This window comes from Bacillus sp. C1 (genome assembly GCF_054570475.1).
In genome coordinates, this window is record NZ_JBTMZT010000008.1 from 15,021 (window position 1) to 29,539 (window position 14,519).

The following is a 14,519-nucleotide window of genomic DNA, read 5'->3' on the forward strand; positions in this document are numbered from 1 at the left end:
ATGCAACAGGAATAAATGTTTACAATGCATATGAATCTTTTTATGTACCAAGCTATATTCATTTTATAATCTAATCATGATAAAGAGGGATAGGGATAGGTATATGAATAATGATGTTAAACGCTATTTAATATGTACGTTCATACTTACATGGACACTTTGGGGAATATTAAGTTGCTTGATAAAATGGAACGTTACCACATTCGGTACTCCATTAGCAATGATATTGTTTGTTTTCGGAGGTATCACGCCAGCAATTAGTGCAATTAGTTTAAAGAAAAAATATGGATCAAAAGAGGAGTTTAGAGTTTTTATCAAAAACATTGTTAACGCTAAACATCATTTTACATGGTATATTCTGATCATTGTTCTAGCTTTTATTAGTTGTTATCTGCCAACGCTATTTGGTGGGGTAACGATGCACAAGCCATTATACGTTGCATTACTTAATTTTCCAATAATGATTATTGGTGGTGGAGTTGAGGAAATCGGATGGAGGGGATTCTTGCAACCTGCACTTCAAAAAAGTTTTCTTTATTTTTAAGCACCATGATTGTGAGCATAATATGGGCTGTTTGGCACCTGCCGTTATGGTTTATTCCAGGCACGAACCAATCTCAAAGAAGCTTTATATACTTTATAATCATGATAATTGCCGTATCCTTCATATATACTACAATTTATAATGCAACTAAAAGTATTTTTATGTGTCTAATTTTCCATGCACTTCTTAATTCTTTTGGGAGCGTATACGTGCCAAATTCCAGTGATAAGATTTTGCCAGCCTGTTCAACTCTTATCTTTGGAATTTGCGTCTTTATCGTGTATAAAGTAGTGATAAAGAGAAAAAGTACATTATTAACAGGTTAACAAAGATAAAGTAATCTATTCATAATGGAAAAATGATACAAATGGAACGCGATGTAATAGTTGATGATAAAAAGAATATTCTTGTCGGTGCAACAGAGTATAGGGAATCAGGTTTTTAAATCATTAAAGTCGCTTTACTACGATGAATCAAGTATACTGAAAAATGTTTCCTGAAAATAATCTATTTCGAAAAAAACATTGAAGTTGTTTTTACTACATAAAGTTTCTTTCATTAAAAGTGTAACGGTTATAATCAGTAAGCAGAACATGTGAGAATACGTTAATTGTACGTATGAATCTTGAATAGAGGATAAAGAAGGAGAGTTAGTATGAACTTAGCAAAATTCCCTAGAAAGAAATATACAGAGTCATTTACGCCAATCGAAAAATTAAATCACTTTTCTGAAGTACTAGGAGGACCTTCTATTTATTTTAAACGAGATGATTTACTTGGTTTAACAGCTGGTGGAAATAAAACAAGAAAGTTAGAGTTTCTTGTGGCAGATGCGCAGGCAAAAGGTGCAGATACGTTAATTACGGCTGGCGGTATTCAGTCCAATCATTGTCGTTTAACATTAGCGGCAGCGGTAAAAGAGAAAATGAAGTGTATCCTTGTATTAGAAGAAGGACTTGAACCGGAAGAAAAGCCAGATTTTAATGGGAATTACTTTTTATATCATCTATTAGGCGCTGAGAATGTCATTGTTGTGCCAAATGGAGCCGACCTTATGGATGAGATGCAAAAAGTAGCGAAAGAAGTAACAGAAAAAGGGCATACACCATATGTAATTCCAGTTGGAGGGTCTAACCCTACTGGTGCGATGGGATACATTGCATGTGCCCAGGAAATTATGACTCAATCATTTGAACAAGGAATTGATTTTCATACCGTTGTTTGTGTAAGTGGTAGCGGGGGCATGCATGGTGGTTTAATCACTGGGTTTTATGGAAATCAAACGGGAATACCGGTAATTGGAATCAATGTAAGCCGCGGAAAAGCGGAACAAGAAGAAAAAGTATTCAACCTTGTACAAGAAACGTCAGCACACGTTGGGATTCCAAACTTTATTCCGCGTGAGGCTGTTACATGTTTCGATGAGTACGTTGGACCAGGATACGCTTTACCAACAGCTGAAATGATAGAAGCGGTTCAGCTATTAGCAAAAACAGAAGGGATCTTACTTGATCCGGTATATACAGGGAAAGCAGTAGCTGGGCTTATCGACCTAATTCGAAAGGGTACATTTAAGAAGGAAGATAATATTTTATTTGTGCATTCAGGTGGTTCACCGGCGTTATATGCGAATACATCTCTTTTTTCTTAAGGTTTAATTGTTTCATTAAGATAAACATAAAGAAAAGATGAAATAACCAGCACCGAAGTATGCGGTGCTGGTTATTTATTTTGGAAATGAAACATTAACTTCATCGCTCCGTCTCAAAAAATTCGATCCACTCTCCATCAGGACCAGCGAAGAAAATATAACGAGTTCCATCTGGCAGTGTTTCAATTTCTTCACTTAATAAAAAAGTGACTCCTAATTTTTTCAGTCTTTCCATTTCATCCTCTAATGAATCCACTTTAAAGCAAATATGATGTACTTTTCCTTCTGCAGGAAGAGAAGGGTTGTAACCTTCAATTAATTCAAGAATGGTTTCTTTTGCGTCTTTTACACCTAAAAAAGCAAGTTTTAAGTTTGGGTCTGGATGTCCCATGCGTTTAATAAGTTTTAGTCCAACGACCTCCTCATAAAATGAGATGGATGTTTCTAAGTTTGCAACCATAATTCCGACGTGTTCAATTCTTCTTACTGGCATGATGGCTTCCTTCTTTCCATAAATTTTATATGTATCATAATATTGAAAATTAAGAAAATAAGCAAGATAAAAACCTTACAAAGTTTACGGCGTTCTATGATATAGTGAGAAAGTATGTTTGGAGAGAAGGAAGGAGACAAAAAGATGAATACAACTTCGCAAACTCCTTCATTAACGGAAACGATGAAAGAGTGGCATCAAGCATTAGCATATGAGATTAAACATTGGAAAACGATAGGCGGTAGTAAGCTATCTATTATAAATGGCCGTTTTTTATATACAGATTATGAGAGTACGGTATATGTATTTCAGCTTATCTCGGAAGTGAGCTTACCTGATGGTACGCCCATTCGAATTGAATTTGATGGTGAGGAAGCAACGGGAGAAGTGCTATCTGTACATGGGTTAGAAATTGAACTGAAATTAAATGATTATATACAAGGTGAAATAAGAGAAGCGATTTTATATAGTGAGCCATGGCAGTTACTAGAACAACTGCAAGAGCGGTTGAAAGAAATACGAAAAGATAAACAAAAGCGTCAGCGGGTAAAGCGTCTTTTAGATGGAAAGAGCATACCAAAGCATATAGAAAAGATGAAAAACCAGAAGAATGAACTTGCATATCGTTCTTTTTACAATGCGACGACGTATGTGTGGGGACCACCGGGAACAGGAAAGTCTTATAATTTATCACGTGTTATTTCAGCACATTACCAAAAAGGAAAATCAGTACTTGTATTAGCTCATAGTAATGCGGCCGTGGATGTGTTAATGAGTGAAGTAACAAAGCAAATCGAAAAGAAGGAAAAGTGGACACCAGGAGAAATCGTTCGTTATGGGTTTAGTCAACATGAACATATACGTAATCATGATACACTGTTAGCTTCCAGATTAGTGGAAACAACGAATGGCTCATGGGGAGAAGAGAAGCTTTATTTAGAAGAAATGCGTCAAGATCTTCGCCAAAAAATCTTATCATATAAAGCAACTGCTTCTGATAAAAAGCGGATGCAAGAAATTGAAGGAGATCTTAGAAAACAAAGAGCGAAAATTAAAGAAGTAGAAAGAGAATATATTGAAAATGCAAAAGTAATTGGTGCAACACTATCAAAATGTGCCATTGATTCTCTTATTTATGAACGAACATTTGATTTAATTGTTGTAGATGAAGTGAGTATGGCATATGTGCCGCAAATCGCATTGGCGGCGTCTCTTGGTAAGCGAATTGTCATTTGTGGTGATTTTTTACAATTACCTCCAATTGCGATGGCAAATCACGAGCTTGTTAGAAAGTGGTTAGGAGAAGATATGTTTTATCATGCGGGGATTGTGCAATCGGTAAATAGTTATGAAGCGCATCCGAATTTATTTATGCTACAAGAGCAAAGACGTATGCATGCGGATATATCTAAATTTACAAACTCATTTATTTATAAGAATAGAGTGTTCGATCATCCTTCTGTTTCAGCAAGGAAAGAATTAGCGCAATTACAGCCATTTGCAAATGAAGCAACAGTATTATTTGATACAAGTTTAATGGGAGCTTATTCTTTAAAAGATGCGGCTTCTGGCTCTCGTTTCAATATTATGTCGGGGTTAATTGCGATGCAGATGATTTTAATTGGATTGTTAGATGGTGTTCAATCGATTGGAGTTGTTACGCCATATCGCGCGCAGTCTCGCTTTTTATCAACATGTATAAGAGAAATATTGCAAAAAACAAAGTACCGAAATACACCTGTTCTAGCAGCGACAGTTCATAAATTTCAAGGATCAGAACGAGATATGATGATTTTTGATACAGTCGATAGTTATCCGCAAGAAAGACCTGGCGTACTGTTTTTTGATCATAAAAATCATCGTCTTGTAAACGTTGCGGTAACGAGGGCAAGAGGGAAGTTCATTCAGTTATCGGATTGCCAGTATATGCGGCGAAATCTTTCTAGAAAACAAGCGCTATCTAATCTAACTTCCCACATAGAAAGACACGGAAATGTATATGATCGCAGGTCGTCACGTCCATTGCTAGAACGGAAAATTACAAAACGCTTAAAATGGTTTATGCAAATGAATTTGGAAGAGACGAATAGATTATTAAAAGATATTCTTTCAGCAAAACAAAAAATTATCATTTCCCTTCCAAGTACAAGACAAGTAGATAAAAGAGTATGGCAGGCGTTAATGCGGATGGCGGCGCAGGTAACAATCTATAGCGATGGACCAATTCCATTAAAAAACGTGAGAGTACAAAGGCAAAATAAATCGCTCCCATTTTTACTAATTGACGATGAAATCTTGTGGGTAGGTGCTCCGTTAACATCTCAAATGATGTTTGAAGGGAGTCCAGAATTTCCTTATATATGTGCAAGATTACAAGCTCCTGAAACAATTGGCGTTTTAAAAGGATTTTTAGATATTCGGTAAAATCAGAACGGAATTCCTTGACATTTAGTCGGAATAAAACTAGAATGAAATTAATTTCATATTATTTTTTGAAAATAAAAATAAATTTCTTATCAAGAGAGGTGGAGGGACTGGCCCTATGAAACCTCGGCAGCGGATTCAATATGAATACTGTGCCAATTCCAGCAAGTGAAGGACTTGAAAGATAAGAAAGACGGCTATTTTTGAATTTGTATTTTTAAGCCTCTTTCTATCTTTTAGGAAGAGGTTTTTTGCATGTGAATTTAAAGGAGGACGGGGAAAATGACAACAACACAAGTAACGTCACACAGAAATACGATTACGGAAAGTATAGAAAGAAATAAAGAAAAATACTTACAAACAAGTCATGATATTCACGCGAATCCTGAAATCGGCAACCAAGAGTTTTTTGCATCTAGAACGTTAAGTTTATTGTTAGGAAGTGCAGGATTCCAGCTTCAGCACAATATAGCAGGACATGAAACAGGTTTTATCGCACGGAAAAGCTCAGGGAAACACGGGCCTACAATTGCCTTTTTAGCAGAATATGACGCTTTGCCTGGATTAGGTCATGCGTGTGGGCATAATTTAATTGGAACAATAAGTGTTGCGGCGGCCGTTGCATTATCAGAAACAATTGAGGAAGTTGGCGGTGAAATTGTTGTATTTGGGACACCAGCAGAAGAAGGTGGACCAAATGGAAGTGCGAAAGCAAGTTATGTAAAGGCAGGATTGTTTCATAACATCGATGCTGCACTTATGATTCACCCAAGCGGAAAAACAGCAACAACGAGTCCATCACTAGCAGTTGACCCACTTGACTTTCACTTTTATGGAAAATCGGCACATGCAGCTGCTTCACCAGAGAAAGGCATTAATGCATTAGATGCCATTATTCAGCTTTACAATGGTATTAACGCACTGCGTCAACAGCTTCCGTCAGATGTGAAAATCCATGGTGTCATTACAGAAGGCGGGAAGGCACCAAATATTATTCCAGATTACGCATCAGCACGTTTCTTTATTCGCGCAGCAACACGTCAAAAGTGCGCTGAAGTGACAGAAAAGGTACGAAACATTGCGAAAGGAGCTGCACTAGCAACAGGGACAACAGTAAAAGTGAATCAGTTCCAAAATGAAATTGATGAGTTATTAGTAACAAAAACATTTAATGAAGTGATTGCTGAGGAATTAGAAAACCTTGGTGAAGAGGTAAATCGTAAAGAAAGGCTGGGCATCGGTTCAACAGATGCAGGGAATGTGAGTCAAGTTGTACCAACGATTCACCCTTATATCAAAATTGGTCCAGATGATTTAATTGCACATACGAATGAATTTAGAGAAGCAGCTCGTTCGGAACTTGGAGATAAAGCATTGTTTACATCAGCAAAAGCTTTAGCTTACACGGCGTATCGCTTACTTACAGAAGAGGGAACATTGGATAAAATTAAGGAGGAATTTAGAGAGGTGCAGCGAAATCAGTAATGTGAGCTACAGTACAGAGATATTCGTTTATAAAAGGTTTGGAGAAAGGAGTCTCTAAACCTTTTTTTTGATGTGACTGGAAGAGGGATAAAAAGGTAAAGGAATGGCGGGAAAGTATGACTTTAATTTATGGATTAAAAAAAGAAGAACAAATGGTCAAGAAAGTAGTAACGAATTACTTTGAAGAGATTCATACATTAAAAATAGAAAAAAATTTACACGAAGGTAGTTGGCATAAAGATTTACATTATAAAATTAGCGTGAATGGAAAACGATATTCCGCAAGATTTTTAGGTGAAAATCGAACAGGAAATCCTGCTTTCGGGCATATAACAAATAAGCAATTAGAAGAACAAATACGGTTTTCGTATTATTTAAGAGAACATGACATTCCTTTTATGAGAATTATACAACCATCTACGAGTCATCCATTTATTTCTTTTATATGGAATGATGAAATGTATCGATTTGTATTATCGGAATGGATAGAAGGTAGACATATTACATATTGTGATGAAAATATTGCCGAGGCATTTGGTAGAGAGGCAAGAAAGTGTCATGATATTTCGGGTAGTTTTGAAAGTGCCGCGTTTATAAAAAAATCTCATTTGGTCGGATATACAGAATTTATAGCATTACTTCGTAATAAGATAACTCAGCAAAGTAACGTAAGTACGTGCAATAAAGCGTTACAAAATTATCTAGAATTGGCGGAATACCATATAGCTACAGCGCATTCGGACAATTTGAATTTTATTATGCAATCAGATTTAAATCCGCTTAATATCCTATGGGATGATAAGCGTAACATGAACGGGATTGTAGATTTTGAATCAATTAACTATGGAGACAGAATTGAAGGATTAGCCTGGCTTATGAAATGGTATTCTCGGACGAAAGGGATATCTTCACATGAAGTTTGTCCTAAAGTTGCTGAAGCATTTTTGAAGGGATATGGTTCAGGAGATTTCTTAGATTCGACTAATTATGAAAGATTATCCTCACTATTATGGTTGTCTGGTTGCTTGAATTGGAATTTCGTTAACAAGACACTTGAAATTTTAGAAGAAGATTGTGAAAAGTTACTTGAAGAACATCTAGAACTTTTTAAATCACGAGGAGAAAATTTATATTCCTTATTAAAGGTAGATTGATAGTTTTTTTCAATAAAAAGGAGGGAGAAAAATTGCCTCAAAATACTCTTAAAGGTTATCAAATTAGAACTGCACATAACGATGAAAGTATTTTCATTATTAATATGCTAAAAGAAGTTGCTAAGTGGTTAAAAGAGAAAGGAATCGATCAGTGGCAATATCTTTTAGAAGGTGGAGATGATGAAGAAATCATTCAAGCTGTAATCAATAAAAACACTTACATTATTGTAAAAGAAAATGAAATGATAGGTACTTTCACAGTATCTCCTATACAAAGCGAATGGGATCGTCATATTTTTGGAGAAGATGCTCTCTCTGATTCACTATATTTACATAGATTGGCGATTATTCCTAAGTATATGAAAAGTAGAATAGGTGAAAAGACTTTGATGTGGATTCAAGATCAACTGCACGCTGACAAAACGTTCTTAAAGCTGGATTGTGTTGCAAATAATAATAAACTCAACAACTTCTACAAATACAACGGTTTTGAGCCTTTCGGCGAGATCGATGGTCATAATAAGTATCGAAAAAGGATGGGGAAATAGCTCCCATTCTTTTTTGATAGATTGTTTATTTTACACTGTACAGTTGTTATTTACAGAAAAAAGAGGAATATAGACTATTTATATAGAATATTCAGATAACTGGAGGTGTAGAGGAATTGAGCGAAATTGAATTAGAAAACAAAACAGTAAAAGTAGGGCAGGAGAAAAGAATTATTCTTCGTTTTATTCTTGCAAGTTTGGTCGGTATTTTTATGTTTTTTGTTCCTGTTACAATCAATGGTGCTTCATCAATTATGATTGATCACATTGTATCTTGGATTCGGACTGCAGTCCCATTCGTTATACCGTACTATGCTTTATTTGTAATGGCAATTGGTGCAGTATATCCGTTTTATACAAAGAAATGGAATGCATCGATTGTAGATATTTGTTTTTCATTCTTAAAAGTTGTTGGAGTCGTATTTGGGGTATTGTACTGTTTTAAAGTAGGGCCCGCATGGTTTTTTGCTCCTGATGTAGGGCCGTTTTTATATGAAAAACTAGTTGTTTCAGTAAGTTTACTTGTTCCGATTGGATCGGCCTTTCTAGCATTATTAGTTGGTTATGGCTTATTAGAGTTTATCGGTACTTTTTGTAGACCGATTATGAGGCCACTCTGGAAAACACCAGGACGATCAGCAATTGATGCAGTTGCTTCGTTTGTTGGGAGCTATTCTTTGGCGTTACTAATTACTAATCGTGTGTATAAAGAGGGGAAGTATACAATTAAAGAAGCGGCGATCATTGCGACAGGTTTCTCAACAGTTTCGGCAACATTTATGATCATCATTGCGAAAACGTTACATATTATGCACATATGGAATTTATATTTTTGGACTACACTTATCGTCACATTTATTGTAACCGCTATCACTGTAAGGATCCCACCATTACGAACAAAACCAGACACATATATTACAAAAGAAGGTTTTCCAGAACCAGTTTATAAAGAGAAGATGTTAGAACGTGCTTGGGAAGATGCATTAGAAGTATCGAAATCTGCACCAAGTGTGATGAAAAATATTTTGGTTAATCTTAAAGATGGGTTCATTATGACGATGGGAATTTTGCCATCTATTATGTCTGTTGGATTAATTGGTATCTTATTAGCAAAATATACGCCGGTATTTGATTGGGTTAGTTATATTTTTTATCCATTTACATGGTTAATGCAACTTCCAGAGGCCGAACTAGCCGCAAAAGCAGCATCAGTTGGAATTGCTGAGATGTTTTTACCATCATTACTTGTCGTTAGTGCACCGCTTGTAACTAAATTTGTCATTGCAGTTGTATCAGTATCATCTATTTTATTTTTCTCTGCGTCTATCCCCTGTATTTTATCTACAGACATTCCGTTAAAAGTTTCAGAACTTATTATTTTGTATATTCAAAGAACGATTTTAACATTAGTTATTATTACACCAATTGCATATGTATTGCTTTAAAAGGCATAGAGGACTCCTATATGTTAAATAGGTGGGTCCTCTTATTTATTGGAGAAAAGCCTTCATTAGGTAATGTAATAGATAGGGATTGTTTCATATTTAGTGAAGATAAAGAACCTAGCTACTTAAAGTTTCTCTTTATAAAAGGAGTCACTACTGATGCCACTGTCCGCCTCCACCTTGAGAGTGCCAGTGTCCGCCACCTTGAGGATGCCACTGTCCACCATGCCAGTGCCCGCCTTGAGGGTGCCACTGTCCGCCATGCCAATGTCCACCCCCGCCTTGAGGATGCCACTGTCCGCCATGCCACTGTCCACCCCCGCCTTGAGGATGCCAATGTCCGCCATGCCAATGTCCACCCCCGCCTTGAGGATGCCAATGTCCGCCATGCCAATGTCCACCCCCGCCTTGAGGATGCCACTGTCCACCTTGCCAATGTCCACCCCCGCCTTGAGGATGCCACTGTCCACCTTGAGGTCTATCTGTAAAGTAAGTCATTTTTTTTCCTCCTAAAATAAATGATTAAACTAGTTATTAGCGTATGCAGTTTATTCTGTTTGGATATAGGCAAAAGACACATTTTCTATATAAAAGAGGTGTTATTATCTTGTATTACAGAGTTTCGAATCAAAGAGAATGTATTTTTGTAGGAAGATAACGATAATTTTGTATATTGAAATTATTTGTGATGTTAATTATTATATAGCTAGATACAGAGAAAGGGAGATTTGTATATGGAAATAGTAAACAATAGAGCAAGGTTACGATTAATGGATGCAAATGATGTAGAAAAACTGTTTGCAATTGTAGAAGGAAATAAAGAAATATGGGCGTATTTAATAGCTACAATGGATCAGTATGAAGATATGGAAAGGTATGTGCAAACAGCGGTAAAAGGATATAAAGAAGGAACAGACTTGCCATTTGTTGTTATAGATCAACAAACAAATGAAATTATGGGGAGTACACGCTTATATAGTATATCAAAAGAAAATAAAACGGCTGAACTAGGGCAAACGTGGTATCATCCAAGTGTCCAAAGAACAAGTATCAATACAGAATGTAAATTCATGTTATTGCAATATGCGTTTGAAGAATTACAGCTGTTACGCGTACAAATAAAAACTGATTTACGCAATGAAAGGGCGCAACGTGCAATTGAGAGGCTTGGTGTAGTAAAGGAGGGCGTACTGCGAAATGAAAGGAAATTACCGAGTGGTTACGTTAGAGATGCAGTTGTGTATAGCATTATTGCAAGCGAGTGGGCGGATGTGAAAGAACAGTTGCTTCAAAAAATGTGCATGTATAAATAGGAGACGTATATGACAAATATTGAGACTAAGAGATTGAAGATGATTCCTTTTACGTTAAAGCTTGTAGAAGCAACGATGAGAGGGAGGGCAGAACTACAAAAAATAATTTCTTATCAAATATCGTCAGAATGGCCCATGGCTGATTATCAAGAAATTTTACCATGGATTGCGGAAGAATTAAAGAAAAATCCCGAACAAAGCAAGTGGAGTGGACTGATTATTCATATGGAAGATAACATGATTATTGGTGATATGGGATGTAAAGGTTCTCCTGATGCAAATGGAACGGTAGAGATTGGATATAGTATTGTATCAAAGTATCAAGGGTATAGATACGCAACTGAGATGGCACAAGCATTTGTAGAGGGGTTACAGAAGAATGAAGATGTACAAACAATTAAAGCAGATTGTCTAGCGAGTAATATTGCGTCAAAGAGAGTGCTAGAAAAAGCAGGATTTACATGTGTAAGTGAGGAACAACATATAAAATATTGGCTTGTACAGTAAATGGAAAGAGGTATATCCTTGTAAAAGGGAAAAATATACCTCTTTTTCTTACAAAATGATAACTTCTTTTATATACTTTTGTTTCAGCATTCCATTCTATGAAAAAATTCGTTACAATGGAGTTGTATGAGAAACTTATAAAGTATGAACCACAAATAATAGTAAATACAAAAATCCTCTATTTGAATGAAAACCCTTTATCGCACGGATCACTTTTAAGAAAAGTGCCTTCTTTCAAATAAACTCAAATACAATAATTTAAAAGATATTAATTTTTTTATAGAAGTATGGATGATGCACGGAGGCTAGTACAAATGAAACAAAAAAAGAAAAGTAAGAAAAGAAGAGTTTGGCAAGTGTTCTTGCTAATGTTTAGTTCTATCATTTTATTTATAAGTTATGCAGCTTATGATATTTGGAGTAATCGATTTAAAACAGATGAAGTACCTACAGATGCTGCAGTTGTACTAGGAGCAGCTTCTTGGAATGGCAAACCGTCTCCTGTATTTCGCGAACGAATCAATCATGCAATCTCTTTGTATAAAGAGGGAAGTATTAAAAAAATTATTTTTACGGGCGGGACTAAGTTTGAAGCAGAGCTAGAAGAAGCACGTACTGCGAAAGCGTATGCATTAAAGCATAATGTAAAGGCGGAAGATATATTAATTGAAACAGAGTCGCGTTTTACAGAAGATAATTTGAAGAATGCGAAGCAGGTTGGAACTGATAATGGCTTGCGTACATATACAATTGTAAGTGACCCTCTTCATATGAAGCGGGCGATGCGAATTGCGAAGCATATTGGGATGGAGGCATATGCATCACCGACCCCGACATCAGCATATAAAACATTAGACACAGAAATTCCGTTCTTTTTTAAAGAATTATGTTCTTATATTGGGTATGTTGCATCGTTGCCTTTACGTACTTTGAAGGGTGATTAAGAAAGGATAGATTTATTTAAATAGACTAGACTAAGAAGAGGATATTATGTTCAATATGTGAGCATATATCCTTTTCTTATACAAATGTGCTGTTAGTTCAAAATGAAGTGTGGTAATTCGAAATACATTTCGATTATTTATAAAAAAGGTTAATCAAGATTTAACAAATTATAGAAATAAATCGAATGAAAACCTTGTAATTTTATAGGAATAGTGAAACAATAGAAATGCATAATCAAATACAATCTTATCGAGAGAAGTGGAGGGAACGGCCCGATGAAACTTCAGCAACCTGAACGAGAATGAAAAGGTGCTAATTCCGAGTAGATAAGAAGGGAAAGCGATGACAACCTTCTTATATGTAAGGTTGTTTTTTTAGTAGTAGGAATTTGAAGAACAATTTGAAGTTTTTTGCTTCTGGATTACTTAAAGTAAAGGGGATCTTGATATGACATTATCATTTATAGAAACAGAAGAACAAGTTCTCATACTGGAGAAATTAAAGGAGCTAGTTCCTCAATTTGCGGCTAGGGAACAGCAACTGAGCGAACTTGGGGCTTTTCCTTTTGAAAATATTAAAGATTTACAAAATATTGGTTATACAAAGCTAACGTTACCAAAAGATATCGGAGGAAAGGGAATTTCGTTGTATGATTTTGTGTTATTTCAAGAGAAAATTGCCGAGGGAGATGGTGCGACAGCTTTGTCGATCGGTTGGCATCTTGGAATCGTGAAAGAGCTCGCTGAAAATCGGTCTTGGCAACCTGATATGTTTTCTTGGTTTTGTGAAGAAGTACAAAAAGGCGCTCTGTTTAACCGGGCAGCAACAGAACCAAATACAGGGAGTCCGACGCGGGGCGGAAAGCCAGAAACGTTAGCTGTACAAAAAGGTGACAAATGGATTATAAACGGGAGAAAGAATTTTACAACGATGGCACCAATGCTCGATTATTTCATTGTATCTGCTAGCATTGAAGGGCGAGATGAGATAGGTGAATTTGTGGTTTCAAGGAATGAAAAGGGTGTGTCTATTGAGGAGACATGGGATAGTGTAGCGATGCGTGGGACTGCTAGTCATGATCTTGTATTACAAAATGTTGAAATCTCGAATCAATTCTTTACAGATATAAAAGGTTCACAAGCGAAACGAAAAGGAGTTGGATGGTTACTTCATATTCCAGCATGCTATTTAGGAATCGCACAAGCTGCAAGGAATTATGCGATTCATTTCGCAAAATCATATCAACCGAATAGTCTCAATCATCCTATTAGCTTACTTCCGAATATCCGCAGATTAGTAGGAGAATTAGAGTTAGAACTCATACAAGCTCGTACCTTTTTATACCAAATTGCGAAAAAATATGATGTGGTAGAAGAGAAACAATCTTTACAAGCAGAATTAGCAGCAGCGAAATATATCGCGACGAATGCGGCGATATCGGTTGTGGATAAAGCGATGCGAATTGTAGGGGCGAAAAGTTTATCTGAAAAGAATCCATTGCATCGATATTATTTACATGTTCGCGCTGGATTACACAATCCGCCGATGGATGATGTCACACTCTCATTACTAGCAGATGATGCCTTTCAATCGACAGAAAAGGTGTGATATAGACAATTGAAGAGTGAAAAGATATTTTAAACGGGATCGAGTTGTAAAAATGAAATGACCTTTGTAGAGAAACTACTTTTGAATATGTATGAACTGTTTCCTATGAAATGGATAGTTTAATAAAAGATCTTTAAAAAATATACACTTAAAAAATGGTTCTGGTATTGTACTGGATCCATTTTTTTGTGTCTATTGATTAACGCTCATAATTATAATCTTCTATTACTTCCTCAAGAGATTGGAACGTTTGACAACACGTATAGTCTATTCCATATCATTGCATATGAAAAAGGTGAAGTTCTATATCTTTAGGTGCATATTCATAGAATCAAATTTCAATAAACTTCATACCAAAGTCCTACTGTGTATTAATTTATACGTCTTTCATCTTAAATAGCT

The 14,519-nt window shown here is 36.0% G+C and carries 13 protein-coding genes, 1 pseudogene and 2 riboswitches; of the genes and pseudogenes, 12 read left to right on the forward strand and 2 right to left on the reverse strand.

The window, feature by feature from the left end:
- The first annotated feature begins 103 nt into the window (after positions 1 to 103).
- From ACX5JI_RS19065 to cuyA, 3 genes and pseudogenes are all read left to right on the forward strand, one after another.
- A pseudogene (locus tag ACX5JI_RS19065) lies at positions 104 to 870 on the forward strand (CPBP family intramembrane glutamic endopeptidase).
- 17 nt (positions 871 to 887) lie between these two features.
- Positions 888 to 989 carry a hypothetical protein gene (locus tag ACX5JI_RS19070; RefSeq protein WP_459502767.1) on the forward strand — a complete coding sequence of 34 codons (102 nt, stop codon included), beginning with the start codon at positions 888 to 890 and terminating at the stop codon, positions 987 to 989.
- A 210-nt stretch (positions 990 to 1,199) separates the two neighbouring features.
- The gene (gene cuyA, locus ACX5JI_RS19075; RefSeq protein WP_459502601.1) at positions 1,200 to 2,195 is read left to right on the forward strand and encodes a D-cysteate sulfo-lyase; all 996 of its coding nucleotides are present in this window, start codon (positions 1,200 to 1,202) and stop codon (positions 2,193 to 2,195) included.
- A 100-nt stretch (positions 2,196 to 2,295) separates the two neighbouring features.
- Here cuyA and ACX5JI_RS19080 read toward each other — a convergent pair whose 3' ends face one another.
- Positions 2,296 to 2,688, reverse strand: coding sequence for a VOC family protein (locus tag ACX5JI_RS19080; protein WP_459502602.1), 393 nt, complete (start codon positions 2,686 to 2,688; stop codon positions 2,296 to 2,298).
- 114 nt (positions 2,689 to 2,802) lie between these two features.
- On the opposite strand from ACX5JI_RS19080, the gene ACX5JI_RS19085 reads away from it, so the two are divergent.
- The 5 genes from ACX5JI_RS19085 to ACX5JI_RS19105 all read left to right on the forward strand — a co-directional run bounded on the left by ACX5JI_RS19085 (position 2,803) and on the right by ACX5JI_RS19105 (position 9,744).
- Positions 2,803 to 5,112 carry an AAA domain-containing protein gene (locus tag ACX5JI_RS19085; protein WP_459502603.1) on the forward strand — a complete coding sequence of 770 codons (2,310 nt, stop codon included), beginning with the start codon at positions 2,803 to 2,805 and terminating at the stop codon, positions 5,110 to 5,112.
- Between the two features lie 86 nt (positions 5,113 to 5,198).
- Positions 5,199 to 5,303: riboswitch (SAM riboswitch) on the forward strand.
- A 91-nt stretch (positions 5,304 to 5,394) separates the two neighbouring features.
- Positions 5,395 to 6,597 carry a M20 family metallopeptidase gene (locus tag ACX5JI_RS19090; protein WP_459502604.1) on the forward strand — a complete coding sequence of 401 codons (1,203 nt, stop codon included), beginning with the start codon at positions 5,395 to 5,397 and terminating at the stop codon, positions 6,595 to 6,597.
- Between the two features lie 116 nt (positions 6,598 to 6,713).
- Positions 6,714 to 7,751, forward strand: a complete 1,038-nt coding sequence (locus ACX5JI_RS19095) for a phosphotransferase (RefSeq protein ID WP_459502605.1) — start codon at positions 6,714 to 6,716, stop codon at positions 7,749 to 7,751.
- A gap of 32 nt (positions 7,752 to 7,783) precedes the next feature.
- Entirely contained in the window at positions 7,784 to 8,299 is a 516-nt protein-coding gene (locus ACX5JI_RS19100) for a GNAT family N-acetyltransferase (protein WP_459502606.1), read from the forward strand.
- Positions 8,300 to 8,415: 116 nt separating this feature from the next.
- Positions 8,416 to 9,744: a YjiH family protein gene (locus tag ACX5JI_RS19105; protein ID WP_459502607.1), complete on the forward strand. Its 1,329-nt coding sequence runs from the start codon at positions 8,416 to 8,418 to the stop codon at positions 9,742 to 9,744.
- 153 nt (positions 9,745 to 9,897) lie between these two features.
- Here the strand turns inward: ACX5JI_RS19105 and ACX5JI_RS19110 are convergent, their stop codons facing one another.
- Entirely contained in the window at positions 9,898 to 10,242 is a 345-nt protein-coding gene (locus ACX5JI_RS19110) for a hypothetical protein (RefSeq protein WP_459502608.1), read from the reverse strand.
- 236 nt (positions 10,243 to 10,478) lie between these two features.
- Between ACX5JI_RS19110 and ACX5JI_RS19115 the strand changes: the two genes are divergently transcribed.
- The 4 genes from ACX5JI_RS19115 (at position 10,479) to ACX5JI_RS19130 (ending at position 14,117) form a co-directional block, all read left to right on the forward strand.
- Positions 10,479 to 11,057, forward strand: coding sequence for a GNAT family N-acetyltransferase (locus ACX5JI_RS19115; protein WP_459502609.1), 579 nt, complete (start codon positions 10,479 to 10,481; stop codon positions 11,055 to 11,057).
- Between the two features lie 9 nt (positions 11,058 to 11,066).
- The gene (locus ACX5JI_RS19120; protein WP_459502610.1) at positions 11,067 to 11,564 is read left to right on the forward strand and encodes a GNAT family N-acetyltransferase; all 498 of its coding nucleotides are present in this window, start codon (positions 11,067 to 11,069) and stop codon (positions 11,562 to 11,564) included.
- Between the two features lie 314 nt (positions 11,565 to 11,878).
- Positions 11,879 to 12,508: a YdcF family protein gene (locus tag ACX5JI_RS19125; RefSeq protein WP_459502611.1), complete on the forward strand. Its 630-nt coding sequence runs from the start codon at positions 11,879 to 11,881 to the stop codon at positions 12,506 to 12,508.
- A gap of 244 nt (positions 12,509 to 12,752) precedes the next feature.
- Positions 12,753 to 12,842, forward strand: a riboswitch (SAM riboswitch).
- 114 nt (positions 12,843 to 12,956) lie between these two features.
- On the forward strand, positions 12,957 to 14,117 hold the full coding sequence (locus ACX5JI_RS19130) for an acyl-CoA dehydrogenase family protein (protein WP_459502612.1): 1,161 nt from the start codon (positions 12,957 to 12,959) through the stop codon (positions 14,115 to 14,117).
- Positions 14,118 to 14,519: the final 402 nt, after the last annotated feature.